The following is a 24,943-nucleotide window of genomic DNA, read 5'->3' as shown; positions in this document are numbered from 1 at the left end:
GTGAAAGGCTATAATATCTTTTATCTTCCATTCTGGTATTCTAAGCAAACTAGATTTCGAACAATCACAAGATTTTTTTCATGGATTATAATTTATTTAATCCCTGTTTCTTTATCTTTTTTGTTTGTATACCCAGAATTTAGATATATTAATTTATTTAAGTCGCTCTTGGCTATCTTGTTAGTCTATAATTTGTATGAGATTGGATATATATACAATGATGCTGAAACAATAAAAAAAGAGATTTCACCAACATTAAGGCTTGATTATCTGCAATTGCAATATTATGAAAATAATAAAAAAAATATTTATTGCTTCCGCTTTTTAGTTGCGTTATTAATAACCTTTGCATTATCCTTCAATGATGGTTCATGGATTTTTTTGCTGGTCAGTTGGGCAATAATTCCAACATATGCATTATATAACACAGTTAGAAGTAGATTAAATATACCATTGCATTTTATATTGGTTACTTTAAGATATTGCTCACCAGTATTGTTATTTACAGGAATGAGTGAAGTCTTTATCTTTCTTTTTATGATTTTATTATTCCCGCTGATTAATACTCTTGAGAGATGTACCGAGAGAAGATTTGATTTTGATTTTTTTAACGATTTTTTCCTCACCAATAAAAAAAGCGGTCGATACCTCTATTACTTCATTTTGCTTATTATTGGGCTTTCTTGTTGCTACATTTTTGGTGGTTATATATTTTATGTGTTTTCGATCTATGCATTTTACTATATGACCTTTAGGTTCTTGTCTGCGCAGGTAAATCTTAATGAATGATAGTTCAAAATCATTTAGTGTATTAATGTCTTTATACCATAAAGAAGAACCAGTCTTTCTTGACACATGTTTTGCAAGTCTTGCCAATCAATTATTGTCTCCAACAGAAATTGTTTGTGTTTTTGATGGTCCACTTAATGCAGGATTAGAAAATGTTGTATTCAAATGGTCTGAGAAAATGAATATCAACATAGTAAGGTTACCGGTTAACGTCGGGTTAGGTAATGCTTTAAACAAAGGTCTTGCACATTGTTCATATGATATTGTTGCCCGAATGGATTCAGATGACATTTGCCTCCCTGAACGTTTTCAAAAACAAATACCTCTCTTTTTTAGTGATAATGACCTTATATTGCTAGGATCGGGAATTGATGAGTTTGAAGTATGTGAGAATAAAGTTAAATCAGTCAGGAAAGTTCCTTTGTCAGAGGCTGAGATTCGTGAGTGTTGTAAAATAAAAAATCCTTTCAATCATATGACTGTGGTTTTTAGAAAAAAAGAAATTTTATCACTTGGTGGTTATCAACATCATTTCCTTATGGAAGATTATAATCTTTGGCTCAGAGTTATTGCTAAAGGATATAAAGTTGGGAATATCGATTGCTCACTCGTTAAAGCTCGTGTTGGCAATGGGATGGTAGGGAGAAGAAAGGGGGTTAAATATATTAAAAGCGAGTGGGAGCTTTTTATACTTAAGAAAAATCTTGGATTGCATTCTTTCTTTTCCGGGCTTTGCATTTTCTTGATACGTTCTATTCCTCGCTTACTCCCTGTAACAATGCTCTCAATGCTTTATAATATTTCAAGGACTCGCAATTAAACATTTCAGTTATTATCCGTAGAATATCTCTGGGTATATGAACTAAACTTGCTGTTTAGCAGTATTTTGTAGTTATCTCAAATGACGCCGCTACCAAGCTAAACGATATTGAGTTAACATCAACAGCACATTAAAGCCGCGCACAAGCCGTGGTGACCACACCTGACAGGAGTATGTAATGTCCAAGCAACAGATCGGCGTCGTCGGTATGGCAGTCATGGGGCGCAACCTGGCGCTCAACATCGAAAGCCGTGGTTATACCGTCTCCGTTTTCAACCGCTCCCGTGATAAGACCGAAGAAGTCATTGCCGAGAACCCTGGCAAGAAACTGGTTCCTTTCTATACGGTGAAAGAGTTTGTTGAGTCTCTGGAAACGCCTCGTCGTATCCTGTTAATGGTAAAAGCGGGCGCAGGTACCGATGCAGCTATCGACTCCCTGAAACCTTACCTCGAAAAAGGCGACATCATCATTGATGGCGGTAATACCTTCTTCCAGGACACCATCCGTCGTAACCGTGAGCTGTCTGCTGAAGGCTTCAACTTCATCGGTACCGGTGTTTCCGGTGGTGAAGAGGGCGCTTTGAAAGGCCCATCTATCATGCCTGGCGGCCAGAAAGATGCATACGAACTGGTTGCACCTATCCTGACCAAAATCGCAGCCGTGGCTGAAGATGGTGAGCCTTGCGTAACCTATATCGGTGCGGACGGTGCAGGTCACTATGTGAAAATGGTGCACAACGGCATCGAATACGGCGATATGCAGCTGATTGCTGAAGCGTATTCCCTGCTGAAAGGTGGTCTGAATCTCTCCAATGAAGAACTCGCGGAAACCTTCACCGAGTGGAACAAAGGCGAGCTGAACAGCTATCTGATCGACATCACCAAAGATATCTTCACTAAAAAAGATGAAGAGGGTAAATACCTGGTTGATGTGATTCTGGATGAAGCTGCGAACAAAGGCACCGGCAAATGGACCAGCCAGAGCTCTCTGGACTTGGGCGAGCCACTGTCTCTGATCACCGAATCTGTCTTCGCGCGTTACATCTCTTCTCTGAAAGAGCAGCGCGTTGCGGCATCCAAAGTGCTGTCTGGCCCTCAGGCCAAACCTGCTGGGGATAAAGCTGAATTTGTTGAGAAAGTGCGTCGCGCACTGTACCTGGGTAAAATCGTTTCTTACGCGCAGGGATTCTCTCAGCTACGTGCTGCGTCAGACGAGAACAACTGGGATCTGAACTACGGTGAAATCGCGAAGATCTTCCGCGCGGGTTGCATCATTCGTGCGCAGTTCCTGCAGAAAATCACCGATGCGTATGCAGAAAACGCCGGTATTGCTAACCTGCTGCTGGCACCGTACTTCAAGAAAATTGCAGACGAATACCAGCAGGCGCTGCGTGACGTGGTTGCCTACGCTGTCCAGAACGGTATCCCGGTTCCGACCTTCTCTGCTGCAGTAGCCTACTACGACAGCTACCGTGCTGCGGTTCTGCCTGCTAACCTGATTCAGGCACAGCGCGACTACTTCGGTGCGCATACTTATAAACGCACCGATAAAGAAGGTGTGTTCCATACCGAATGGATGGAATGAGTTAGCTAACTCACTGTAATTTCAACCCGGGGCCTGTCTCCGGGTTTTTTATGCAAAAAATGCCGCGTGTTACTCGAAGTAGTCTGAATCTCATCCCACTCGTCGCGATTACTCCTGGTTTGCCTTGACAGTGCTGTTTGCCAGGAGGTACAAAGCCCAACAGTTATGTTTATCGCGATGGTCTGGCGGCCATCAGTACAGTTAACTCACAGAAGTCATTAGCGAATGAAAATAACAATCTCCGGAACAGGCTATGTCGGTCTTTCTAACGGCATTTTGATTGCTCAGAATCATGAAGTGGTTGCGCTGGATATCGTGCAGGCCAAAGTGGATATGCTCAATCAGAAGCAATCGCCGATTGTCGACAAAGAGATCCAGGACTATCTCAGCCATAAACCGCTGAATTTCCGCGCCACGACAGATAAAGAAGATGCATACCGCGATGCGGATTACGTCATCATTGCGACGCCTACTGACTACGATCCAAAAACTAACTACTTCAACACCTCAACCGTAGAGGCAGTGATCAAAGATGTTATCGCGATCAACCCCCGTGCGGTGATGGTTATCAAGTCAACTATCCCTGTCGGCTTCACCAAATCCATCAAAGAGAAGTTTGGTATTGATAATATCTTCTTCTCGCCGGAATTTCTGCGTGAGGGCAGAGCGCTTTACGATAACCTCCATCCTTCGCGTATCGTCATTGGCGAACGTTCTGAGCGCGCTGAACGTTTTGCTGCACTGCTGCAGGAAGGGGCACTGAAGAAAGATATTCAGGTGCTGTTTACTGATTCCACCGAAGCTGAGGCGATTAAACTCTTCGCGAACACTTATCTGGCAATGCGAGTGGCTTATTTCAATGAACTCGACAGCTATGCAGAGAGTCTTGGACTGAATACCCGTCAGATTATTGAAGGGGTATGTCTTGACCCGCGCATCGGCAACCACTACAACAACCCGTCATTTGGCTACGGCGGTTACTGTCTGCCTAAAGACACCAAACAGCTGCTGGCAAACTATCAGGCGGTACCAAACAACCTGATTTCGGCGATTGTTGATGCTAACCGTACCCGTAAAGATTTCATCTCTGATTCCATTCTGGCGCGCCAGCCGAAAGTCGTCGGTGTATACCGTTTGATCATGAAGAGTGGCTCCGATAACTTCCGCGCCTCTTCAATCCAGGGGATCATGAAGCGCATCAAGGCGAAAGGGGTTGAGGTTGTTATTTATGAACCGGCCATGCAGGAAGATCAGTTCTTCAATTCCCGCGTGATTCGCGATCTGGATGCCTTCAAGAAAGAAGCGGATGTCATCATCTCTAACCGCATGGCGGAAGAACTGGCTGACGTGGCGGATAAAGTGTATACCCGCGATTTGTTCGGTAGCGACTGATTCTCTGTTTTATTTCGTAAAAAACCCGGCTGATTTGCCGGGTTTTTTTATTTTCAGACTTTGTAGAAATCGCGGTACCAGTCGACGAAGTTCTTCACCCCATCTTTAACGGAGGTTTGCGGTTTAAATCCTATCGCGTCATAAAGTGGCTGGGTATCGGCACTGGTTTCCAGTACATCTCCCGGCTGCAGCGGCATCATGTTTTTCTCTGCTTTCTTTCCGAGTGCTTCTTCCAGAGCGGTGATGTAGTCCATCAGTTCAACAGGCGCGCTGTTACCGATGTTATAAACACGGTATGGTGCTGAACTGGATGCCGGAGAGCCTGTCTCAACGGTCCAGTTTGTGTCCGGCTGAGGAATAACGTCCTGCAGGCGAAGAATGGCTTCAGAGATATCATCGATGTAAGTGAAGTCACGCTTCATCTTTCCGTAGTTATAGACATCAATACTTTTGCCTTCAATCATCGCCTTCGTAAACTTAAACAGCGCCATGTCCGGGCGCCCCCACGGACCATACACGGTAAAGAAACGCAGTCCAGTTGTTGGCAGGTTGTAGAGATGCGAATAGGTATGCGACATCAATTCATTGGCTTTTTTGGTCGCGGCATAAAGTGAAACTGGGTGATCCACTGAATCCTCAGTGGAGAATGGCATCTTACGGTTCAGTCCATATACAGAACTGGAGGAGGCATAAAGCAGATGCTGAACCTTGTTATGGCGGCAGCCTTCCAGCACGTTGAGATGACCAATAAGATTAGCATCCGCATACACATGTGGGTTTTCCAGGGAGTAGCGTACGCCTGCCTGTGCGGCCAGATGAATCACGCGATCAAACTTCTCGCTGGCGAAAAGCGCTGCCATGCCTTCCCGGTCGGCCAACTCCAGCTTGTGAAAGCTGAAGCTCTCAGATTTTAACAGTTCCAGGCGCGCCAGCTTCAGGTTGACATCATAGTAATCATTCAGATTATCAATACCGACAACCTGATAACCGGCCTCGAGGAGGCGTTTACTGACATTAGCACCGATAAAACCCGCTGCACCCGTTACCAAAAATTTCATAGCTTCCCTCATAAACCCATATTCTTACAGATGCCATAGCGCATCACATGACGTCTATGATAGCGCGAAGGGTGTAAGTTACATAACTCATCTTTCTGATATCACTCATCGGATTCTTATAGAAAAATCCCCAGCAATAGATACACTATGCAAACATAATTATGTTTGCCCTTTTTAATCTGTTAGGGATTGTATGACGCAAAACGACAATCGCCAGGTCAGCCAAAGCAATGACCCTGAGCAAATTGATTTACTTGATTTAGTGCTTCAACTGTGGCGTGGCAAGTCGACGATAGCAATATTTGTTATTGTTTTTATCGCCCTGGCTATTGGATATCTCTTCGTCGCGAAGGAAAAGTGGACTTCAAGTGCGATTATTGCGCAACCTGATGCGGCTCAGATAGCGACCTACTCAAACGCATTGAACATTCTCTATGGTAGTGCAGCTCCCTCGATGCTGGACAACCAAACGCGCGCTATCGGTCGCTTTAGCTCCTCATTCTCGGCATTATCTCAGGCGCTTGAGAACCAGGAGGAACCTGAAAAACTGACGATAACACCGACTGTGACTGGACAGCCACTCCCGTTAAGTGTTTCCTATACCAGTACATCCGCTGAAGCTGCTCAAAAACAACTGGCTCAGTACATACAGCAGGTTGATGAGCAAACGGCAAAAGAGCTCGCCGTTGACCTCAAGGACAATATCAAAGAGCAGATTAAAACCCTGAACGATTCTCTGGAAAACCAGGAAAAAGTCGCTCAGGAGCAGAAAGATCTGCGCATCAAACAGATTACTGAGGCGCTGAAGAATGCTGAAGCAGCAAAAATCACCTCGCCGCAGATTCAGCAAACCCAGGACGTGACGCAGGAAACGATGTTTCTCTTGGGAAGCGAGGGGCTGAAATCGATGATTGATAACGAAGCTTCTCGCCCGTTGGTATTCTCAGCAGCTTACTATCTGACCAAGCGAAACTTGCTGGATATCGAGAAGCTGAACGTAAACCCGGACACTATCCACGTCTACCGTTATGTCATGAAGCCTGACCTTCCTGTTCGCCGTGACAGCCCGAAAAAAACCGTGATTCTGGTTCTTGCCGTGCTGCTGGGTGGAATGATTGGTTCCGGAGTCGTGCTGGGGCGCAACGCATTGCGCAATTACAAACCAAAAGCCTGATGCATTGATAAAAAAACCGGGGAAATTCCCCGGTTTTTTTATTTGTGCCGCTTACGAAGATTCTCAATCACCGCCGTCAAGTCCAGCTCCTGATCCTGCAGCAGCACCAGCAGGTGATACATCAAATCAGACGCTTCATTGGTCAGTTCCTCACGGTCATGCACGGTCGCGGCCAGAGCCGTTTCAACGCCTTCTTCACCGACTTTTTGTGCGATACGCTTAGTCCCGCTTGCGTACAGCTTCGCGGTATAGGAGCTCTCAGGATCCGCTGTTTTACGTTCAGCCAGCAGCTGCTCCAGTTGATACAGGAACAGCCACTGGTGGCTCGCCTCACCGAAGCAGCTGCTGGTGCCCTTATGGCAGGTTGGTCCGATTGGGTTTGCCAGTACCAGCAGGGTATCGTTATCGCAGTCGGGCGTAATGCTGACCACGTTCAGGAAATGACCTGAGGTTTCCCCTTTGGTCCACAGACGCTGTTTGGTGCGCGAGAAAAACGTGACTTTGCCGCTGTCGAGCGTTTTAGCCAGCGCGTCCTGGTTCATATACCCCAGCATAAGTACTTCGCCCGAAACGGCATGCTGAACCACCACGGGCAGTAGTCCGCCCGTTTTTTCCCAGTCCAGCTGTGCCTGTTGTTGCTCTGTTAACATACCCTGATCTCCACGCCCTGGCCGGCCAGGAACGTTTTTAACTCACCAATATTAATAATCTGTTTGTGGAACACGGACGCGGCCAGCGCGCCGTCGACGTTCGCGTCGCGGAAGGCTTCCAGGAAGTGTTCCATGGTGCCCGCGCCGCCGGAGGCGATCAGCGGGACGTGGCAAACCGCACGCACTTTTTTCAGCTGTTCGAGGTCATAGCCGTTACGCACGCCGTCCTGGTTCATCATGTTGAGGACAATCTCGCCCGCGCCACGCTTCTGCACTTCCTGCACCCAGTCGAGGGTTTCCCATTGGGTCACACGGGTTCGACTTTCATCGCCGGTATACTGATTAACGTGATATTTGCCCGTTGCGTCGTCATACCAGGTGTCGATCCCAACGACAATGCACTGCACGCCAAAGCGATCGGCCAGGCGAGTAATCAGCTCCGGGTCTGCCAGGGCAGGGGAGTTGATGGAAATCTTGTCGGCACCAAACGAGAGAATTTTGGCCGCGTCTTCAGCTGATTTAATCCCACCCGCTACGCAGAATGGAATATCAATCACTTCTGCTACGCGCGCTACCCAGCTTTTATCGACCACTCGGCCATCGCTGGAGGCGGTGATATCGTAAAACACCAGCTCGTCAGCCCCTTCATCAGCATAGCGTTTTGCCAGCGGGACGATATCGCCAATGATCTCGTGGTTGCGGAACTGCACGCCTTTCACCACCTGGCCGTCGCGTACGTCCAGGCAAGGGATTATCCGTTTTGCCAGCATTGAATCGCCTCCGTCACAGTAAATTTTCCTTCCAGCAGGGCGCGTCCAACGATCACGCCCTGCACGCCCGTTCCGCGCAGTGCGGCGATATCTTTCAGATCGCCAATTCCACCCGAAGACTGGAAAGCCACCTGCGGAAAACGTGCACAGACCTCGTCATACAGCGAGACGTTAGAGCCGGCCAGCGTGCCATCGCGAGAGATATCGGTGCACAGCACGTGCTTCAGGCCAACGGGTTGATAAATAACAACCAGCTCTTCCAGCGTCACGCCGGAGTTTTCCTGCCAGCCGCTGACCGCAACCTGTTTATTACCCTGTTCATCAATACGCACGTCCAGCGCCAGTACCAGCGCATCCGCGCCGAAACGGCGGAACCAGCCTTTGACCATTTCGGGGTCTTTTACGGCGGTAGAGCCAACGACAACGCGCGCCACACCTGCTTCAAGCAGAGCCGCAACGTCCTCTTCAGTGCGCACGCCACCACCTACCTGGACGGGGACATTCACGCCAGCGACCAGCTTTTTGAGTAGCGGGATCTGGCGTTTCGCCGGGTCTTTCGCGCCCGTGAGATCCACCAGGTGCAGCACTTCTGCACCCTGCGCCGCGTAATCCTGCAGACGTGGCAGCGGGTCGTCCCCGTAGTCACGCTGCTGCCCGTAATCGCCCTGATGAAGACGAACAACCGTGCCGTCAATTAAATCTAAAGCGGGAATAATCATCACATCTCCAGGAAGTTTTTCAGCAGCTGCGCGCCTGCGGCGCCAGAGCGTTCCGGGTGAAACTGCACGCCGAAGAAGTTATCTTTCTGCACCGCTGCGGTAAACGCTTCACCATAATTGCACTGAGCGATGGTGTACGGATTTACCGGCATGGCGTAGCTGTGCACGAAGTAAAAATATGCGCCGTCTTCAATGCCGCGAAACAGCCTGTCGCCCGCTTTGGCGTACACGCGGTTCCAGCCCATATGCGGCAGAGGCAGGCCGTGGTCGGTCATTTTCGGCACGTCTTCTTCAATAATGCCCAGCAGGTCGACGCCGTTGCTCTCTTCACTGCGGCGGCCCAGGATCTGCATACCCAGGCAAATGCCCAGCACCGGCTGGGTACAGGCTTTGATCAGGTCGACCAACTCGCGTTCGCGAATCTGATCCATCGCGGCCTGCGCGGTTCCCACGCCCGGTAAAAAGAGTTTGTCGGCGCGCAGCACCACGTCCGGGTCACGGCTCACCACCGGCTCATAGCCGTGGCGCGCAATCGCCGATTTTACGGAGTTCAGGTTGGCGCATCCGGTATCCAGAATCACCACATTCATTACAGCACTCCTTTCGATGAAGGCAGGGCGTCACCTTCCACGCGGATCGCCTGGCGAAGGGTACGGCCAAAAGCTTTGAACAGACTCTCCACGCGGTGGTGGTCGTTTTTGCCCTTGGTCTTAAGGTGCAACGTCAGGCCCATGGTGTAGGACAATGAACGGAAGAAGTGCTCAACCATTTCAGTGCTGAGATCGCCCACGCGCTGGTAGTTGAAATCGGCTTTATATTCCAGGTGCGGACGTCCGGAGATATCCATAGCGCAGCGCGCCAGGCACTCGTCCATCGGCAGGACAAAGCCAAAACGGTTGATGCCGCGTTTATCGCCGAGCGCCAGCTTCAGGGCTTCACCCAGCGCCAGGCCGGTATCTTCCACGGTGTGGTGATCGTCAATGTAAAGGTCGCCTTTTACGGTAATTTCCATGCGGAAACCGCCGTGGGTGGCAATCTGATCCAGCATATGGTCGAAGAAACCGACACCGGTGTGGATCTTGCTGCCACCTTCGCGATCCAGCCAGACCTTCACGTCAATCTGCGTCTCTTTGGTGTTACGTTCAACGTGGGAATAGCGGTCACGTTTGGTTAGCTGCTCACCAATTTTCGCCCAGTTCAGACCGTTACGATCGTAGCGCAGCCCCGCAATACCCATGTTTTCCGCCAGCGTAATATCGGTGATGCGATCGCCGATGACATAGCTGTTGGTTTTATCCAGCACATCTTCCGTCAGATAGCGCTCCACCAGTTTTACTTTCGGTTTACGGCAGTCGCACTCATCGGCCGGCATGTGTGGGCAAATCAGCACTTCATCAAAGACCACGCCCTGAGAGGTCAGCACCTGCATCATCAGATTATGCGGGCCGTCAAAGTCCGCCTGCGGGAAGCTGTCGGTACCCAGACCGTCCTGATTAGTGATCATCACCAGCTTATACCCGGCGTTTTGCAGCTTAAGCAGTACGGGGATCACGTCCGGTTCAAAAGCCAGCTTGTCGAAACGATCGACCTGAAAATCGGCTGGTGGCTCCGAAATAAGGGTGCCGTCACGATCGATAAAAAGGATCTTCTGGGTCATACTTTCTCCGCTTTCAGGGCGTCAATCACGCGCTGGCTCTCTGCGCGGGTGCCTACGGTAATGCGCAGGCACCCGCTCAGGGAAGGTTGTTTATTCTGGTCTCGTAAGATAATGCCCTGATCCCACAAAGATTTAAATACGGCACTGGATGCAGTGAAACGCACCAGGATGTAGTTGGTTTCCGAATCGAACACCTGCTCCACGCACGGGATATCCTTCAGGGCGGTCACCAGATACTGACGTTCCTCCAGGATTTGCGCCACACGATCGCGCATCGCGTTGATCCCCTGTGGGGTCAGCGCCTGTGCTGCAATATCGGCAACCGGCGTGGAGAGCGGGTACGGGGCGATCACTTTCAACAGCAGGTCGATGACCTCTTTATTGGCCAGCGTGAATCCACAACGTAGACCGGCGAGGGCGAAGGCTTTCGACAACGTACGCAGCACGACCAGGTGCGGATATTCTTCCAGCCAGCCTGTCAGCGTCGCCTGCGGGCAGAACTCGATGTAGGCTTCGTCAGCGACCACCAGGGCTTTGCCGCGCGTCATCTCCAGCAGGGTACGGATATCCTGCGGGTTGATAATCTGCCCGGTCGGGTTGTTTGGGCTGCAGACAAACACCACCTTTACACCATCGAGATTATCGGCAATGCCCTGCAGGTCCAGCTGCCAGTTCTCCAGCGAGAGGACGTTGCGACACGCCACTCCGAAGGTTTCCGCGCTGACGCTATACATGCCGTAGGTAGGCTGGCAGTACATCACCGCATCTTTGCCCGGTTCGCAGAAGGCGCGGATCAGCAGTTCAATACCTTCGTCTGCTCCACGGCTGACCAGCACCTGCTCCGGCTTCACTCCCGCATACTGCGCGTAGTTTTCGATAACGGCCTTTGGCTGACACTCCGGATAGCGGTTCAGGGTTTGCTGAGACAGCTCAAACTGGACCGCTGTCGGGAATTCGTTAGCGTTCAGCCAGACATCACCTTTACCACCTAAACGACGTGCAGACTGATACGGAGTCAGTTGACGGACATTTTCACGGGCTAATTCTTCAATGTTCATGCTTGCTCCTTCAGGGCTGCAACGCGCAGCGTAACGGCATTTTTGTGGGCGGTCAGGCGTTCCGCGGCTGCCAGCGTTTCAATGGTGGATGCCAGCGAGGCAAATCCTTCACGGGACAGTTCCTGCACGGTCATGCGTTTCTGGAAATCCGCCAGGCCGAGGCTTGAACAGGTTGAGGTATAACCATACGTCGGCAGAACGTGGTTGGTGCCGGACGCGTAATCGCCAGCGGATTCAGGTGACCAGTCACCCAGGAAAACCGAACCTGCGCTGGTGATGCTGTCGACCAGGTCGCGTGCATTTCGGGTCTGAATAATCAGGTGCTCCGGGCCGTACTGGTTAGAGATGGCAATGCACTGCGCCAGATCGCGCGCCACAATCAGACGGCTGGCGGCTAACGCCTGACGTGCCGTTTCGGCGCGGGGCAGGTCAGCAAGCTGGCGCTCGACGGCTTCGCCGACGCGCGTTGCCATATCGGCATCCGGCGTCAACAGAATGACCTGCGAGTCAGGGCCGTGTTCCGCCTGAGAAAGCAGGTCGGACGCGACGAAGTCCGGCGTGGCACCGCTGTCGGCAATGACCAACACTTCAGACGGACCGGCAGGCATGTCAATTGCCGCACCGTCCAGACGCGCTGGCTGACCTGGCGCTTGGCTTCGGTGACGAAGGCGTTGCCCGGGCCAAAAATTTTGTCGACCTTTGGAATGGATTCGGTGCCAAACGCGAGGGCAGAAATCGCCTGTGCGCCACCCACTTTATAGACCGCCTGTACGCCGCACAGCTTTGCTGCGTAGAGGATCTCATCGGCAATCGGTGGCGGAGAGCAGAGCACCACTTTCTGACAACCCGCGATACGCGCCGGGGTAGCCAGCATCAATACGGTGGAGAACAGTGGAGCCGAACCGCCAGGGATATACAGCCCAACGGACGCTACCGGGCGGGTCACCTGCTGGCAACGCACGCCAGGCAGGGTTTCAACATCCACAATTTGCAGCTTTTGCGCGGTGTGGAAGGTCTCGATGTTTTTCACCGCGACGGCCATCGCCTGCTTGATGTCATCACCCAGACGATTACTGGCATCAATGATTTCCTGTTCGGTAACCTTCAGCGCATCCACTTCAGTCTTGTCGAATTTGGCACTGTATTCACGCAGCGCGTCATCGCCACGAGCTTTGACGTTATTGAGGATCTCTGCCACGGTACGAGAGATACTTTCTGAGGCGGAAATCGCCGGGCGCATCAGCAGCTCGCGCTGTTGCGCGTCGCTACAATTATTCCAGTCGATGATTGTGTTAAAACCCATGGCCGTTACTCCATCATCTTCTCAATTGGCAGCACCAGGATAGAGCTTGCCCCCAGCGCCTTCAGTTTTTCCATGGTTTCCCAGAACAGGGTTTCGCTACTGACCATATGCATCGCCACGCGCTGCTGATCGCCCGCCAGTGGCAGAATAGTTGGGCGCTCGGCGCCTGGTAACAGAGCAATCACTTCATCCAGACGCTCGGTTGGCGCGTGCATCATGATGTATTTGGATTCACGCGCCTGGATCACGCCCTGAATACGGGTCAGGAGCTTGTCGATCAACTGCTGCTTGGCATCGGCCATGTCGCCGTCACGCTGAATCAGACAGGCTTTTGAGCGATAGATAACTTCCACTTCGCGCAGGCCGTTCGCTTCCAGCGTCGCGCCAGTTGAGACGAGGTCACAGATGGCGTCCGCCAGACCTGCACGCGGGGCGACTTCAACAGAGCCGTTCAGCAGACAGGATTTAAACTGCACGCCTTTCTGGTCCAGGTAACGCTTTAACAGGTGAGGGTAGGAGGTGGCGATACGTTTGCCGTTCAGTGCAGCCGGGCCATCCCAGGCTTCATCGACCGGCGTTGCCAGCGACAGGCGGCAGCCGCCGAAATCCAGGCGACGCAGGGTGAAGTAACGCGGGTCTTCGCCCTGTGCACGGCGGGTCAGGAGTTCTTCTTCCAGCACGTTTTCACCGATGATGCCAAGGTCAACGACGCCATCCATCACCAGGCCTGGGATATCGTCATCACGCACGCGCAGAATGTCGATGGGCATGTTTTCAGCCAGAGCAATCAGGCGCTGGGTGTGCAGGTTAATTTTGATCCCGCAGCGGGCCAGCAGTTCGCGTGAATCGTCACTCAAACGACCTGATTTTTGAATAGCTATGCGTAAACGTGAGTTATCTAACATTCTTTATTCCTCGTTAACCTGTTTTAACCTGTCTGAATTTGGTCCAAAAAAAAGCCCCCGGAAGAAGATCTTCCGGGGGCTTTTTCATGCGTTCATGCACCACTGGAAGATCCAAACGTCTTCCAGCACACATCGCCTGAAAGACTAGTCAGGATGATGGTGATGATGGTGGTGTTTAAATTGAACGCGTGTCATATAAATTCTCGATGAATGCTTATTCATTTGATGTCTTTTAACCTAAACCAGTTGTGCAACATATTGCAAGGGCTTTTTTTGATCATTAATTCATTTCATATTGATGCTATGAATTGTGTGTTCTGCCGGGCTGGCGTAGCCTTATGAAAGACGAGTACGAGTCAGGAGAATTCGCATGAAAAAGGTCGCGATTGTCGGTTTAGGATGGCTGGGAATGCCGCTGGCGATGTCATTAGCCGCGAAAGGCTGGCAAGTGACCGGGAGCAAAACCACGGCGGATGGGGTAGAAGCAGCGCGTATGTGCGGTATTGATGGTGTCGAACTGCGTCTGGAACCCGAGCTGGTGTGTGATGCTGACGATCTGGACACGTTGATGAACGTCGATGCGCTGGTAATTACGCTACCCGCGCGGCGCAGTGGTCCGGGCGAGTCGTTTTATCTGCAGGCGATGCAGGAGATTGTCGACAGCGCGCTGGCACACCATGTTCCGCGCATTATTTTTACCAGCTCGACGTCAGTCTATGGCGATGTCGAAGGTGTGGTGAAAGAGAGCTCCGGGCGCAATCCTGTTACCGTGAGCGGCCAGGTACTGAAAGAGCTGGAAGACTGGCTGCATAATCTACCCGGCACGCAGGTTGATATCGTCCGTCTGGCGGGTCTGGTGGGGCCAGGGCGTCATCCGGGACGTTTTTTTGCCGGGAAGTCAGCGCCAGACGGGCAACATGTTGTCAATCTTGTGCATCTTGACGATGTTATTGGCGCAATTGAGCTACTCTTACAGGCTCCAAAAGGTGGACACATCTATAATATATGTGCGCCTTCTCATCCGACGCGTAGTACGTTTTACCCGCTAATGGCACGTCAGTTGGGCCTGGCTCCGCCGATTTTTGGTGAGACAAAGGATGAAAGCAAAGGCAAAATTGTTGATGGCAATCGCATTTGCCATGAGCTGGGATTTGAGTATCAGTATCCCGATCCGCTGGTGATGCCCATGGAATAAGTCTCGCAGCGGAGACGATCGCACACCAGAAGGGGGCGAGCATGAAACCGCTGCTTGATGTTCTTATTATTCTGGATGCACTGGAAAAAGAAGGGAGCTTTGCAGCCGCCTCAGCAAAGCTCTACAAAACCCCTTCGGCGCTGAGCTACACCGTTCAAAAACTGGAAAGCGATCTCAATATTCAGATCCTCGATCGCTCCGGGCACCGCGCGCGTTTTACCCGTACCGGGCAGATGCTGCTGGAAAAAGGACGTGAAGTCCTCCATACCGTTCGCGAACTGGAAAAGCAGGCCGTCAAGCTTCATCAGGGATGGGAAAATGAGCTGGTTATAGGAGTCGATGATACCTTTCCGTTTTCGCTTCTGACGCCGCTGATTGAGGCATTTTATCAACACCACAGCGTGACCCGGCTTATCTTTATAAACGGTGTGCTGGGCGGTTCCTGGGATGCGTTAATCCAGGGAAGGGCGGATATTTTCGTCGGTGCACTCCATGAACCTCCCCAGTTGAGTGATTTTGGTTTTGCCCGTCTGGGCGTGCTGGAGCAGGTTTTTGCCGTTGCGCCGCATCATCCGCTTGCTCAGGAGCCGGAGCCTATTAATCGCCGGATTATTAAAGGCTACCGTGCGATTGTGGTGGGGGACAGTTCACGGCCAGAGTGTGCGGTTTCCTCGCAATTACTTGATGAGCAGGAAGCCATTACCGTTTTTGATTTTAAAACCAAGCTGGAATTGCAAATCAGTGGTCTGGGTTGCGGCTATTTGCCTCGTTATCTTGCGCAGCGGTTTATTGATAGCGGGGCGCTGGTTGAAAAACAGGTGCTTGCTCAAAGCAGTAATGAATCAGCGTGGGTGGGCTGGAATGAACAAACCTCTGGACTGGCAAGCAGCTGGTGGCGAGACGAAATTTTAGCAAATAGTGCTATCGCTGCCGTTTACTCTCAGGCCAGCGTCGAGAAATCAGCCAGTTAGCAAAAAGAAAATCACCCAGGGCATTGCAAAGTATTGCCTTTTGTATCCGATGTGGGGCAAAATGCGGCCGCTGCAACCAAATGAATAATCGACGATATAAAAGGCGTCGGTTATTTTTTTTTGCATGTACGAAACGAAACTAAAAACCAAGAGGCCGGGCTTCGTACCGGATAGATATTTACTAAAATCCGACAGTTGTTGTCGCTGAGGAATAAAGAAATGGGGCAATTTTTCGCTTACGTGGCGGTTATCACCGTAAAGGAGAATAACTATGTCGCATAACGCAACTCCAAACACCTCTCGCGTGGAATTACGTAAAACACTTACGTTGATTCCGGTTGTTATGATGGGCCTGGCCTATATGCAACCAATGACGCTGTTCGATACATTCGGTATCGTATCAGGCCTTACTGACGGTCACGTTGCAACGGCGTACGCCTTTGCGCTGGTCGCTATTCTCTTTACTGCGCTGAGCTACGGTAAACTGGTTCGCCGTTTCCCGTCCGCAGGCTCTGCGTACACCTATGCTCAGAAATCCATTAGCCCGGCGGTAGGCTTTATGGTGGGCTGGTCATCACTGCTGGACTACCTGTTCATGCCGATGATCAACATTCTGCTGGCAAAAATTTACTTTGAAGCGCTGGTACCTTCCGTACCGTCGTGGATCTTCGTTGTGGCGCTGGTGGCCTTTATGACCATCTCTAACCTGCGCAGCATCAAGACCGTGGCGAACTTCAACACCCTGATTGTTATTCTGCAGATGGGTATTGTTGCGGTAATCGTTGGCCTGATCATCTACGGTGTTTCTCACGGTGAAGGTGCAGGTACACTGACCAGCACGCGTCCATTCTGGTCTGAAGGTGCGCATGTAGTGCCGATGATCACCGGTGCGACGATTCTGTGCTTCTCGTTCCTCGGCTTTGACGGTATCTCTTCTCTGTCAGAAGAGACCAAAGACGCTGAGCGCGTGATCCCGAAAGCGATTTTCCTGACCGCGCTGATTGGCGGTATGATCTTCATCGGTGCCTCTTACTTCCTGCAGCTGTACTTCCCGGATATCTCTCGCTTTAAAGATCCGGATGCGTCACAGCCTGAAATCATGCTGTACGTGGCAGGTAAAACCTTCCAGTGGGGCGTGTTGATCTTCTCAAGCGTAACCGTACTGGCATCCGGTATGGCGGCGCACGCAGGCGTTTCTCGTCTGATGTACGTGATGGGCCGTGACGGTGTGTTCCCGACTCGCTTCTTCGGTTATGTTCATCCGAAATGGCGTACTCCTGCATGGAACGTGCTGCTGGTAGGTGCAATTGCTCTGCTGGCGATTAAATTTGACCTGGTGACAGCAACTGCGCTGATTAACTTCGGTGCGCTGGTGGCGTTCACCTTCGTTAACCTCTCTGTGATCTCGCAGTTCTGGATCCGTGAGAAGCGCAACAAAACGCTGAAAGACCACTTCAACTATCTGGTGCTGCCAGTGTGTGGCGCGCTGACTGTTGGCGCACTGTGGATTAACCTGGAAGAGAGCTCTATGGTTCTGGGTCTGATCTGGGGTGCTATCGGTCTGATTTACCTGGCCTGCGTAACAAAAAGCTTCCGCAACCCGGTTCCTCAGTACGAAGACGTTGCCTGAGTTTTAACGCATTAAAAAAAAACCGGAGACCATCGCCTCCGGTTTTTTTATATCTCTAATTCAGACTATCTCTTGTGCGTACTGGAACAGGGATTTCAACAGTGCCTGTTTTTCAGCATTCCCTTCATACTGCGCATAAAGCATCTCCAGCTCCTGAGCATAGCTATGCAGGAACTCCGGCGTAAAGACATTACGACGATGTTGCAACCAGCGTTCCTGTTCCGCTTCATCGAGGGTTCCCGGGTAGTTACGCGCACGGTAATTAAACATCAACTTTTCAATGCGCTTGTCAGCAAAAGTGATATCCAGCGCCGGCAGGTTACGCGGATCGGTTTGCAGGACGATATTCATCGCCGCGCGGTCGGCATCGCCGAAGAAACCGTTGTATAGCTGGGCATCCACGTTTTCAGACGGAACGAACGGTTCTGCTTCTGCAAAAATGGCGACCACTTTCTCACGCACCTGCGGGTTTTCGCGCAGCACTTTCAGGTTATCCAGGCAGTGTTGTCGGTTAATGCCCAGTCTGTCAGCATCTTCCGGGCGCAGGGTATTAGCCTGCGCCAGTACCGGACATTTATTGATATGCACCAGTTTAACCGGCACCGCAGGCAGATCGCCGAGTTCATTTTTCGGGGTGTAAAGCCGTTCACGCAGAGTATCACTGTCGAGCTCCAGCAGCGGCGAGATATCGCCAGCTAAGTCCACCATAATGACCGCATTACGGTTGTCCGGATGCCAGGCCAGTGGCGCAACCCAACTGGTGTTGCCGCGCCAGGCACCGAACATACCGGAGATATGCACCAGCGGTTTCATCTGCGGTACATCAATCAGCGTGGTCAATTTCTGTTTGCTGCGGTGGCTCAGCAGATACTCAAACAGCCTTGGCTGAGCGGTTTTCACCAGCTTCGCCATGGCAATGGTGGCATACACGTCTGCCATCGCATCGTGGGCATTACTGTGCTCAATGCCATTGGCGCGCGTCAGATGTTCCAGCCTGAAGCTCGTCAGTCCTTCATCATTCTCCGGCCAGTTAATACCTTCCGGACGTAACGCGTAGCAGGCGCGCATGATGTCGAGTAAATCCCAGCGAGAATTACGGTTCTGCCAGCTCCAGGCATACGGGTCGTAGAAGTTGCGATAGAAAATATTGCGCGTCACTTCATCATCGAAGCGGATATTGTTGTAACCGACCACGCAGGTATTGGGGACGGTAAACAGATCGTGGATGCGTCGGGCGAATTCTGCCTCGTTAACGCCTTTTTCCCGCGCTTCCTGCGGGGTAATCCCGGTAACCATAACCGCTCCAGGCTGCGGCAGGTAGTCATCAGCCGGTTTGCAGTAAAAGACCTCAGGCTCGCCGATAATATTGAAGTCGTCATCGGTACGGATGGCGGCAAACTGCGCCGGTCGGTCCAGCGCCGGGTGCGTACCAAAGGTTTCATAGTCATGAAATAAAAAAGTCGGGCGAGCGGCAGAGTCAGACACCAGTAATACCATCCTGTTAAAAAATGACGCCACTATGGTAAACGATCGTGCGGTCGAGACCGAATAAAAAGCACCTCCGCGTTGCAGATTTGCGCGCCAGCTTCAGAGAAAAATCTGCGTTCTGTCACATTTTTTTGCAATTAAGCCAGGTAACGACATCAGAACTCCCGTAAAAAGGTCAGCGATTTTTAATGACCTGAGGATATACCGTTGAAACGCCGTCTGTTTATTGCTGTTTCTTTACTCGCTTCGAGTGTCTCATCTGCTTTTGCGGCCGAACCACTGGATTTTTCGCCGCAGCCTCCTGCTATTCAGGCTGGCTCCTGGGTGCTGATGGATTACACGACTGGTCAAATCTTAACGGCGGGCAACGAACATCAACAACGTAATCCGGCAAGCCTGACCAAGCTGATGACGGGGTATGTGGTTGATCGGGCCATTGATAGCCATCGTATTTCGCCCGATGACGTTGTTACCGTCGGGCGCGATGCCTGGGCAAAAGGCAACCCGGTTTTTGACGGTTCGTCGCTGATGTTTCTGAAAGAGGGCGATCGCGTCACCGTGCGCGACCTGAGCCGTGGTCTGATTGTGGATTCCGGTAACGATGCCTGCGTGGCGCTGGCCGATCACGTGGCGGGCGGGCAGCCGCAGTTTGTGAAGATGATGAACGACTATGTGCAAAAGCTGAACCTGCGCGATACCCATTTCGAAACCGTTCATGGGCTGGATGCGCCAGGACAGCACAGTTCCGCTTATGACCTGGCCGTCCTCTCCCGGGCCATCATTCATGGCGAACCTGATTTTTACCATATGTACAGTGAAAAGAGCCTCACCTGGAACGGGATCACCCAGCAAAACCGTAACGGCCTGCTGTGGGATAAAACCATGAACGTAGATGGACTTAAAACGGGGCACACCTCGGGCGCAGGTTTTAATCTGATTGCTTCCGCGGTTGATGGGCAGCGCCGTTTAATCGCGGTGGTGATGGGGGCCGACAGTCCGAAAGGGCGTGAGGACCAGGCCCGTAAACTGCTGCACTGGGGGCAGCAGAATTTCGATACGGTGCAGATCCTGCAAAACGGTAAAAAAGTAGGTACAGAGCGTATCTGGTACGGCGATAAGGAGCAGGTGAAACTGGGTACCGACCAGGACTTCTGGCTGGCGCTGCCAAAAGCGGAAGTCCCGAACATCAAAGCCAAATATGTGCTGGATAAAAAAGAGCTGGAAGCACCGATTGCTGCGCATCAGCGGGTTGGGGAGATTCAGCTCTATGACCGTGACAAAGTGGTTGCACACTGGCCGCTGGTGACGCTGGAAGCCGTTGATAAAGGCGGCCTGTTCTCACGCCTGAGCGATTATCTGCACCACACGCTCTAACTGCAGATGAGCAGACTGGCAGGGTTGCGAGTCTGCTCACATAATAAACACTCTTCGTTTGCTGAACAGTTAAAATCTGCTTTATAGTGTATAAATATACAGTAATGGGTGGAGGCAGCATGGACTACAGCATTAAGCAGCAACAGAAACGTAAGATTGCCGGTTTTCATTTGGTTGGACCGTGGGAACAAACGGTAAAACAGGGCTTTGAACAGCTGGTGATGTGGGTGGACGGTCGCCACATTCAGCCGCTTGAGTGGGTTGCAGTTTATTACGATAACCCGGATGAAGTTCCGGCAGAAAAATTGCGCTGTGATACTGCTGTGACGGTACCGGACGATTTCGTTATTCCGGAAAACAGCGAAGGCGTCATGATGACGGAAATCGTGGCCGGTGATTATGCCGTGGCGATGGCGCGCGTGGAAAACTACGACTTTGCGACCCCGTGGTATCAATTCTTCAACTCCCTTCTACAGGACAATAAATACCAGATTGCCCCTAAACCCTGTTTCGAGCGCTATCTTAATGATGGCAACGCAGACGGCTACTGGGATATCGAAATGTTTATCGCCGTTGAGCATAAAACGGTTTAAGCCTGCTAAATGAAGGGTTTTTCAGTCGGGTGTGATCCGCCCGGCTGAAAACACAGTACAATTGTGGTTTGCCGTGTAGCTGGAGAGCGGGTGTGCGTCCCGACAAATCATTAACCCCTTTTGAAATTCGGTTGTACAAACATTACCGAGTGGTGCATGGGTGTCGCATCGCGCTGGCGTTCGTGTTGACGTTTGTCCTTGTCCGCTTGCTGGATGTTCCGGAAGGAACGTGGCCGCTGATCACGCTGGTAGTGGTGATGGGGCCCATCTCGTTTTGGGGAAACGTTGTTCCTCGCGCCTTCGAGCGAATTGGTGGGACCGTTTTAGGCTCGGCTCTCGGGCTTATCGCCCTGAAGCTGGAGCTGATTTCGTTTCCGGTCATGCTGGCATGGTGCGGTGCCGCCATGTTCCTGTGCGGCTGGCTGGCGTTGGGCAAAAGACCGTATCAGGCGCTGCTGATCGGGATTACTCTCGCGGTGGTTGTCGGTGCCCCTGCCGGGGATATGACCACGGCGCTGTGGCGAAGCGGGGATGTTATCCTGGGGTCACTGCTGGCCATGCTCTTTACCGGTATCTGGCCGCAGCGTGCTTTTCTGCACTGGCGTATTCAGATGGCCAACTACGTCACCGCGTTTAACCGCGTCTATCAGGCTGGTTTTTCCCCTAATCTGGTTGAGCGCCCCAGGCTGGAAAAGCATCTGCAAGCCATCCTTAACGATGTAGTCAAAATGCGTGGTCTGATTACCCCGGCCAGCAAAGAAACCCATATTCAGAAAGCGATTTTCGAAGCTATCCAGACGGTAAGCCGCAATCTGGTCTGCATGCTCGAACTGCAAATTAACGCGCACTGGGCTTCTCGCCCGAGCCATCTGTTGATGCTTAACGCACAGACCCTCAAGGAGACACAGCAGATGACGCAGCAAACTCTGCTGACCATCGCCCATGCGCTCTACGAAGGTAACCCACAGCCTATACTGGCGAACAGCGAGCGTCTGAATGAGATCGTCGCTGAGCTGAAGCAGTTAATCAACGAACGCCAGAGCGATAACGTGGCCGAAACACCTATTCATGGCTATGTCTGGCTGAGCATGGAACTGGCGCGACAGCTTGAGCTGATATCACACCTGATTTGCCGCGCACTGCGCAAATAAAACGCGGATGTGACGCCTGCTGCTTCGATTCAGCAGCAATTGGGGTTATGATAGCTTTAAACGATATACTCATTGTCATTCGCGGCCGCTGTCAGTAAGGTTAATGTTACAACGGTTGCTTTAACGAATCCGAATCTCACATTATCAGGGGTGTAAAAATGGAAACTACCAAGCCTTCGTTCCAGGATGTTCTGGAATTCGTCCGCCTGTTCCGCCGCAAAAACAAGCTGCAGCGTGAAATCCAGGACGTTGAGAAGAAGATCCGTGACAACCAGAAACGTGTTCTGCTGCTCGACAACCTGAGCGACTACATTAAGCCAGGCATGAGCGTTGAAGCTATTCAGGGCATCATTGCCAGCATGAAAAGCGACTACGAAGACCGTGTTGATGATTACATCATCAAAAATGCCGAGCTGTCTAAAGAGCGTCGGGACATCTCTAAGAAGCTGAAAGTGATGGGTGAAATCAAGAACGGCGAAGCAAAAAGCGAGTAATCGCAGTGAATTGTGAAAAAGGCTCTCTGGTGACAGAGAGCCTTTTTTTATGACTCAGAGCGCGGTTGTAGCTGGTAGATCCAGGCCTTAACATGTTGCTCGTCAGGTGTGGTCACCATGACCTCAACCCGATCATAACCGTCTTCAAATTCATCCAGCATTTGCCAGTGTGCGGCAAGGTTATCGGAAATAAACAGATAACCTTCGACGCGGGGGCCATCAGGGTGGAGGACGATCCCCGGAAAATCTGCCGCCGCTCCCCAGCCACGTTCATAGAACGTGCCGGTTACGAAACCGGTCTGCCATTCGCCGCCAATGTTTTCAAGGATATGTGCGTTAGAGTGGCCCGGGCGCAGCGTGCCGTAGACAAACAAAGCGTTCATATTTTCCCTCACCAGCAAAGCAAAAAGCCTGCTTTAAAAGCAGGCTTTTTAAATTTGGCTCCTCTGACTGGACTCGAACCAGTGACATACGGATTAACAGTCCGCCGTTCTACCGACTGAACTACAGAGGAATCGTTGTGGAGGCTTATCTTAGCGGCGAAAAAAGTTTTGTCAAACCTGATCTTAGGGAAAATCGATCGATTGCTGGTTCTGTCGTCAGTTTGTTGTAAATCCAAACATCTTTTTCTGGAAAATACTTTGCAGGATTAGCATTTCTCCCTCATTATTTGAAATGGAGTTTCAACTTTTCTCGCTAAGGTCCATTTTGAACGTCACTGCTCCCCTGCGCCAGGTGATAACGCGCACACCATGGTACGCAAAACGTAAAAGTTATCGTGTTCTGTTCTGGCGTGAAATCACCCCTCTTGCGGTACCTATCTTTCTGGAAAATACCTGCGTTCTGCTAATGGGGGTACTGAGTACCTTCCTGGTAAGCTGGCTGGGAAAAGAAGCGATGGCAGGGGTCGGGCTGGCGGATAGCTTTAATATGGTGGTGATGTCATTCTTCGCCGCCATAGATCTCGGGACGACGGTGGTGGTTGCGTTTAGCCTGGGTAAGCTTGATCCCAAACGCGCCCGTGAGGCGGCACGCCAGTCGCTGATGATCATGACCATTTTTTCAGTCATCCTCGCGGCAGTGATCCACTATTTCGGTAAAGAGATTATCGACTTTGTCGCGGGTGAAGCGACGGCCGAGGTTAAGGACCTGGCGCTGACCTATCTGGAAATGACGGTCTTAAGCTATCCGGCGGCAGCCATTGCGCTGATTGGCAGCGGCGCGCTGCGCGGGGCAGGCAACACCAAAATTCCGTTACTGATTAACGGTGGGATGAACATCCTGAATATCATCATCAGTAGCGTACTGATCTACGGTGTGTTCTCGTGGGATGGGCTGGGATTCGTCGGTGCCGGGCTGGGGTTAACCATTTCACGCTATATCGGTGCGGCGGCCATCCTTGGTGTGCTGATGACGGGGATTACCCCCTCGCTGCGGCTTACGCTTAAAAGCTATTTCCGCCCCTTTAATTTCGCCATTATCTGGGAAGTCATGGGGATTGGTATTCCCGCCAGTATTGAATCGGTATTGTTCAACGGAGGTAAGCTGCTCACGCAGATGTTTGTTGCCGGGATGGGGACCGACGTGATTGCCGGTAACTTTATCGCCTTTTCCATCGCTTCCTTGATTAACCTGCCTGGTAATGCGCTGGGTTCGGCATCGACCATCATTACCGGTAAACGACTCGGTAAAGGGCAGATAGGGCAGGCGGAACGACAGCTGCGACACGTATTCTGGTTGTCGACCATTGGGTTAACGTTGATTGCCTGGGGAAGCGCGCCTTTTGCCGGGTTAATGGCCTCATTCTATACCCACGAAGACGATGTAAAAGAGGTTGTTAAGATCCTTATCTGGCTCAACGCGGCCTTTATGCCCATCTGGGCGGCTTCATGGGTACTGCCCGCCGGGCTGAAAGGGGCGCGCGATGCCCGTTTTGCCATGTGGGTGTCGATGCTCGGCATGTGGGGTTGCCGCGTTGTCGCGGGTTATACGCTGGGGGTGATGCTCGGATGGGGAGTGGTTGGCGTCTGGCTGGGGATGTTCCTTGACTGGGCCGTGCGCGGGGCGTTGTTCTACTGGCGTATGGTGAGTGGGCGCTGGCTGTGGAAATATCCACGGAAGAATGCCTGATAAATGCGCGAAATGGAGAATAAATCGGCAAACAATC

25 protein-coding genes, 1 tRNA gene, 1 pseudogene and 1 other annotated feature are annotated in these 24,943 nt (G+C 51.4%); of the genes and pseudogenes, 14 read left to right on the top strand and 13 right to left on the bottom strand.

Annotated elements, in window-relative coordinates; genetic code table 11:
* From ACLHV8_RS14150 to ugd, 4 genes are all read left to right on the top strand, one after another.
* The gene (locus tag ACLHV8_RS14150) at positions 1 to 789 is read left to right on the top strand and encodes a hypothetical protein (protein ID WP_244250032.1); all 789 of its coding nucleotides are present in this window, start codon (positions 1 to 3) and stop codon (positions 787 to 789) included.
* Positions 782 to 1,609: a glycosyltransferase gene (locus ACLHV8_RS14145; protein WP_128348754.1), complete on the top strand. Its 828-nt coding sequence runs from the start codon at positions 782 to 784 to the stop codon at positions 1,607 to 1,609. Before ACLHV8_RS14150 ends, ACLHV8_RS14145 begins: the two co-directional genes overlap by 8 nt.
* 178 nt (positions 1,610 to 1,787) lie before the next feature.
* Positions 1,788 to 3,194, top strand: a complete 1,407-nt coding sequence (gndA, locus tag ACLHV8_RS14140; RefSeq protein ID WP_024908082.1) for an NADP-dependent phosphogluconate dehydrogenase — start codon at positions 1,788 to 1,790, stop codon at positions 3,192 to 3,194.
* A gap of 225 nt (positions 3,195 to 3,419) precedes the next feature.
* Complete coding sequence (gene ugd, locus ACLHV8_RS14135) at positions 3,420 to 4,586, top strand: UDP-glucose 6-dehydrogenase (protein WP_208594275.1); 1,167 nt, start codon at positions 3,420 to 3,422, stop codon at positions 4,584 to 4,586.
* A 53-nt stretch (positions 4,587 to 4,639) separates the two neighbouring features.
* On the opposite strand, the gene ACLHV8_RS14130 is transcribed toward ugd, so the two are convergent.
* The gene (locus ACLHV8_RS14130) at positions 4,640 to 5,644 is read right to left on the bottom strand and encodes an NAD-dependent epimerase (RefSeq protein ID WP_208594276.1); all 1,005 of its coding nucleotides are present in this window, start codon (positions 5,642 to 5,644) and stop codon (positions 4,640 to 4,642) included.
* Between the two features lie 193 nt (positions 5,645 to 5,837).
* Here ACLHV8_RS14130 and wzzB point away from each other — a divergent pair, with 193 nt between their 5' ends.
* Positions 5,838 to 6,818 carry an LPS O-antigen chain length determinant protein WzzB gene (gene wzzB / locus ACLHV8_RS14125; RefSeq protein ID WP_208594277.1) on the top strand — a complete coding sequence of 327 codons (981 nt, stop codon included), beginning with the start codon at positions 5,838 to 5,840 and terminating at the stop codon, positions 6,816 to 6,818.
* Between the two features lie 38 nt (positions 6,819 to 6,856).
* On the opposite strand, the gene hisIE is transcribed toward wzzB, so the two are convergent.
* From hisIE to hisL, 9 genes and pseudogenes are all read right to left on the bottom strand, one after another.
* On the bottom strand, positions 6,857 to 7,468 hold the full coding sequence (gene hisIE / locus ACLHV8_RS14120) for a bifunctional phosphoribosyl-AMP cyclohydrolase/phosphoribosyl-ATP diphosphatase HisIE (protein WP_128348758.1): 612 nt from the start codon (positions 7,466 to 7,468) through the stop codon (positions 6,857 to 6,859).
* On the bottom strand, positions 7,462 to 8,238 hold the full coding sequence (gene hisF / locus ACLHV8_RS14115) for an imidazole glycerol phosphate synthase subunit HisF (RefSeq protein ID WP_129325233.1): 777 nt from the start codon (positions 8,236 to 8,238) through the stop codon (positions 7,462 to 7,464). The genes hisIE and hisF overlap by 7 nt, the downstream gene beginning before the upstream one ends.
* Positions 8,220 to 8,957 carry a 1-(5-phosphoribosyl)-5-[(5-phosphoribosylamino)methylideneamino]imidazole-4-carboxamide isomerase gene (gene hisA, locus ACLHV8_RS14110; RefSeq protein WP_129325234.1) on the bottom strand — a complete coding sequence of 246 codons (738 nt, stop codon included), beginning with the start codon at positions 8,955 to 8,957 and terminating at the stop codon, positions 8,220 to 8,222. The genes hisF and hisA overlap by 19 nt, the downstream gene beginning before the upstream one ends.
* Positions 8,957 to 9,547: an imidazole glycerol phosphate synthase subunit HisH gene (gene hisH / locus ACLHV8_RS14105; RefSeq protein ID WP_028018504.1), complete on the bottom strand. Its 591-nt coding sequence runs from the start codon at positions 9,545 to 9,547 to the stop codon at positions 8,957 to 8,959. Before hisH ends, hisA begins: the two co-directional genes overlap by 1 nt.
* Positions 9,547 to 10,614, bottom strand: coding sequence for a bifunctional histidinol-phosphatase/imidazoleglycerol-phosphate dehydratase HisB (gene hisB / locus ACLHV8_RS14100; protein WP_128348762.1), 1,068 nt, complete (start codon positions 10,612 to 10,614; stop codon positions 9,547 to 9,549). The genes hisH and hisB overlap by 1 nt, the downstream gene beginning before the upstream one ends.
* On the bottom strand, positions 10,611 to 11,672 hold the full coding sequence (gene hisC / locus ACLHV8_RS14095) for a histidinol-phosphate transaminase (RefSeq protein WP_129325235.1): 1,062 nt from the start codon (positions 11,670 to 11,672) through the stop codon (positions 10,611 to 10,613). Before hisC ends, hisB begins: the two co-directional genes overlap by 4 nt.
* A pseudogene (gene hisD / locus ACLHV8_RS14090) lies at positions 11,669 to 12,975 on the bottom strand (histidinol dehydrogenase). Before hisD ends, hisC begins: the two are co-directional and overlap by 4 nt.
* A 5-nt stretch (positions 12,976 to 12,980) precedes the next feature.
* Complete coding sequence (hisG, locus tag ACLHV8_RS14085) at positions 12,981 to 13,880, bottom strand: ATP phosphoribosyltransferase (RefSeq protein ID WP_028018500.1); 900 nt, start codon at positions 13,878 to 13,880, stop codon at positions 12,981 to 12,983.
* Positions 13,881 to 13,925: 45 nt separating this feature from the next.
* Positions 13,926 to 14,049: a sequence feature (His leader region), on the bottom strand.
* On the bottom strand, positions 14,025 to 14,075 hold the full coding sequence (gene hisL / locus ACLHV8_RS14080) for a his operon leader peptide (protein ID WP_001364200.1): 51 nt from the start codon (positions 14,073 to 14,075) through the stop codon (positions 14,025 to 14,027). It overlaps the preceding feature by 25 nt.
* Positions 14,076 to 14,250: 175 nt before the next feature.
* On the opposite strand from hisL, the gene ACLHV8_RS14075 reads away from it, so the two are divergent.
* From ACLHV8_RS14075 to ACLHV8_RS14060, 4 genes are all read left to right on the top strand, one after another.
* On the top strand, positions 14,251 to 15,075 hold the full coding sequence (locus ACLHV8_RS14075; RefSeq protein ID WP_208594278.1) for an SDR family oxidoreductase: 825 nt from the start codon (positions 14,251 to 14,253) through the stop codon (positions 15,073 to 15,075).
* A gap of 41 nt (positions 15,076 to 15,116) precedes the next feature.
* On the top strand, positions 15,117 to 16,046 hold the full coding sequence (locus ACLHV8_RS14070) for a LysR substrate-binding domain-containing protein (protein ID WP_128348764.1): 930 nt from the start codon (positions 15,117 to 15,119) through the stop codon (positions 16,044 to 16,046).
* Between the two features lie 219 nt (positions 16,047 to 16,265).
* Positions 16,266 to 16,328 (top strand): membrane protein YoeI, encoded by a 63-nt coding sequence (gene yoeI / locus ACLHV8_RS14065; protein WP_099458931.1) that lies wholly within the window; start codon positions 16,266 to 16,268, stop codon positions 16,326 to 16,328.
* A complete protein-coding gene (locus tag ACLHV8_RS14060) occupies positions 16,318 to 17,676 on the top strand; it encodes an APC family permease (protein WP_032666924.1) in 1,359 nt (452 codons plus the stop codon). Before yoeI ends, ACLHV8_RS14060 begins: the two co-directional genes overlap by 11 nt.
* 60 nt (positions 17,677 to 17,736) lie before the next feature.
* On the opposite strand, the gene sbcB is transcribed toward ACLHV8_RS14060, so the two are convergent.
* Positions 17,737 to 19,173, bottom strand: a complete 1,437-nt coding sequence (sbcB, locus tag ACLHV8_RS14055; RefSeq protein WP_410377048.1) for an exodeoxyribonuclease I — start codon at positions 19,171 to 19,173, stop codon at positions 17,737 to 17,739.
* A gap of 198 nt (positions 19,174 to 19,371) precedes the next feature.
* Between sbcB and dacD the strand changes: the two genes are divergently transcribed.
* The 4 genes from dacD to ACLHV8_RS14035 all read left to right on the top strand — a co-directional run bounded on the left by dacD (position 19,372) and on the right by ACLHV8_RS14035 (position 22,776).
* The gene (dacD, locus tag ACLHV8_RS14050; protein ID WP_028019640.1) at positions 19,372 to 20,538 is read left to right on the top strand and encodes a serine-type D-Ala-D-Ala carboxypeptidase DacD; all 1,167 of its coding nucleotides are present in this window, start codon (positions 19,372 to 19,374) and stop codon (positions 20,536 to 20,538) included.
* 119 nt (positions 20,539 to 20,657) lie between these two features.
* Complete coding sequence (gene sbmC, locus ACLHV8_RS14045) at positions 20,658 to 21,131, top strand: DNA gyrase inhibitor SbmC (protein ID WP_049008318.1); 474 nt, start codon at positions 20,658 to 20,660, stop codon at positions 21,129 to 21,131.
* Between the two features lie 92 nt (positions 21,132 to 21,223).
* On the top strand, positions 21,224 to 22,282 hold the full coding sequence (locus ACLHV8_RS14040; protein ID WP_208594298.1) for an FUSC family protein: 1,059 nt from the start codon (positions 21,224 to 21,226) through the stop codon (positions 22,280 to 22,282).
* A gap of 158 nt (positions 22,283 to 22,440) precedes the next feature.
* Positions 22,441 to 22,776, top strand: a complete 336-nt coding sequence (locus ACLHV8_RS14035) for a DUF496 family protein (RefSeq protein ID WP_008499467.1) — start codon at positions 22,441 to 22,443, stop codon at positions 22,774 to 22,776.
* A gap of 47 nt (positions 22,777 to 22,823) precedes the next feature.
* Here ACLHV8_RS14035 and ACLHV8_RS14030 read toward each other — a convergent pair whose 3' ends face one another.
* On the bottom strand, positions 22,824 to 23,159 hold the full coding sequence (locus ACLHV8_RS14030) for a gamma-glutamylcyclotransferase family protein (RefSeq protein WP_208594299.1): 336 nt from the start codon (positions 23,157 to 23,159) through the stop codon (positions 22,824 to 22,826).
* Positions 23,160 to 23,214: 55 nt separating this feature from the next.
* Positions 23,215 to 23,290, bottom strand: a tRNA-Asn gene (locus ACLHV8_RS14025).
* A 161-nt stretch (positions 23,291 to 23,451) separates the two neighbouring features.
* Between ACLHV8_RS14025 and emmdR the strand changes: the two genes are divergently transcribed.
* The gene (gene emmdR, locus ACLHV8_RS14020; protein WP_129325239.1) at positions 23,452 to 24,906 is read left to right on the top strand and encodes a multidrug efflux MATE transporter EmmdR; all 1,455 of its coding nucleotides are present in this window, start codon (positions 23,452 to 23,454) and stop codon (positions 24,904 to 24,906) included.
* Positions 24,907 to 24,943: the final 37 nt, after the last annotated feature.

Origin of the sequence: Enterobacter sp. CPE_E863 (assembly GCF_046521465.1) — a bacterium.
Classification (GTDB): Bacteria; Pseudomonadota; Gammaproteobacteria; order Enterobacterales; family Enterobacteriaceae; genus Enterobacter; species Enterobacter adelaidei.
The sequence above is the reverse complement of the archived record's forward strand: the minus strand, read 5'-3'. Positions and strand labels throughout refer to the sequence as shown.

Bases quoted from the DNA above. Each gene is read 5' to 3' on its own strand.
- ACLHV8_RS14145 (WP_128348754.1), top strand. From the start codon at position 782: ATGAATGATAGTTCAAAATCATTTAGTGTATTAATGTCTTTATACCAT.
- gndA (WP_024908082.1), top strand. From the start codon at position 1,788: ATGTCCAAGCAACAGATCGGCGTCGTCGGTATGGCAGTCATGGGGCGC.
- ugd (WP_208594275.1), top strand. From the start codon at position 3,420: ATGAAAATAACAATCTCCGGAACAGGCTATGTCGGTCTTTCTAACGGC.
- ACLHV8_RS14130 (WP_208594276.1), bottom strand. From the start codon at position 5,644: ATGAAATTTTTGGTAACGGGTGCAGCGGGTTTTATCGGTGCTAATGTC.
- wzzB (WP_208594277.1), top strand. From the start codon at position 5,838: ATGACGCAAAACGACAATCGCCAGGTCAGCCAAAGCAATGACCCTGAG.
- hisIE (WP_128348758.1), bottom strand. From the start codon at position 7,468: ATGTTAACAGAGCAACAACAGGCACAGCTGGACTGGGAAAAAACGGGC.
- hisF (WP_129325233.1), bottom strand. From the start codon at position 8,238: ATGCTGGCAAAACGGATAATCCCTTGCCTGGACGTACGCGACGGCCAG.
- hisA (WP_129325234.1), bottom strand. From the start codon at position 8,957: ATGATTATTCCCGCTTTAGATTTAATTGACGGCACGGTTGTTCGTCTT.
- hisH (WP_028018504.1), bottom strand. From the start codon at position 9,547: ATGAATGTGGTGATTCTGGATACCGGATGCGCCAACCTGAACTCCGTA.
- hisB (WP_128348762.1), bottom strand. From the start codon at position 10,614: ATGACCCAGAAGATCCTTTTTATCGATCGTGACGGCACCCTTATTTCG.
- hisC (WP_129325235.1), bottom strand. From the start codon at position 11,672: ATGAACATTGAAGAATTAGCCCGTGAAAATGTCCGTCAACTGACTCCG.
- hisG (WP_028018500.1), bottom strand. From the start codon at position 13,880: ATGTTAGATAACTCACGTTTACGCATAGCTATTCAAAAATCAGGTCGT.
- ACLHV8_RS14075 (WP_208594278.1), top strand. From the start codon at position 14,251: ATGAAAAAGGTCGCGATTGTCGGTTTAGGATGGCTGGGAATGCCGCTG.
- ACLHV8_RS14070 (WP_128348764.1), top strand. From the start codon at position 15,117: ATGAAACCGCTGCTTGATGTTCTTATTATTCTGGATGCACTGGAAAAA.
- ACLHV8_RS14060 (WP_032666924.1), top strand. From the start codon at position 16,318: ATGTCGCATAACGCAACTCCAAACACCTCTCGCGTGGAATTACGTAAA.
- sbcB (WP_410377048.1), bottom strand. From the start codon at position 19,173: ATGGTATTACTGGTGTCTGACTCTGCCGCTCGCCCGACTTTTTTATTT.
- sbmC (WP_049008318.1), top strand. From the start codon at position 20,658: ATGGACTACAGCATTAAGCAGCAACAGAAACGTAAGATTGCCGGTTTT.
- ACLHV8_RS14035 (WP_008499467.1), top strand. From the start codon at position 22,441: ATGGAAACTACCAAGCCTTCGTTCCAGGATGTTCTGGAATTCGTCCGC.
- ACLHV8_RS14030 (WP_208594299.1), bottom strand. From the start codon at position 23,159: ATGAACGCTTTGTTTGTCTACGGCACGCTGCGCCCGGGCCACTCTAAC.
- emmdR (WP_129325239.1), top strand. From the start codon at position 23,452: ATGGAGTTTCAACTTTTCTCGCTAAGGTCCATTTTGAACGTCACTGCT.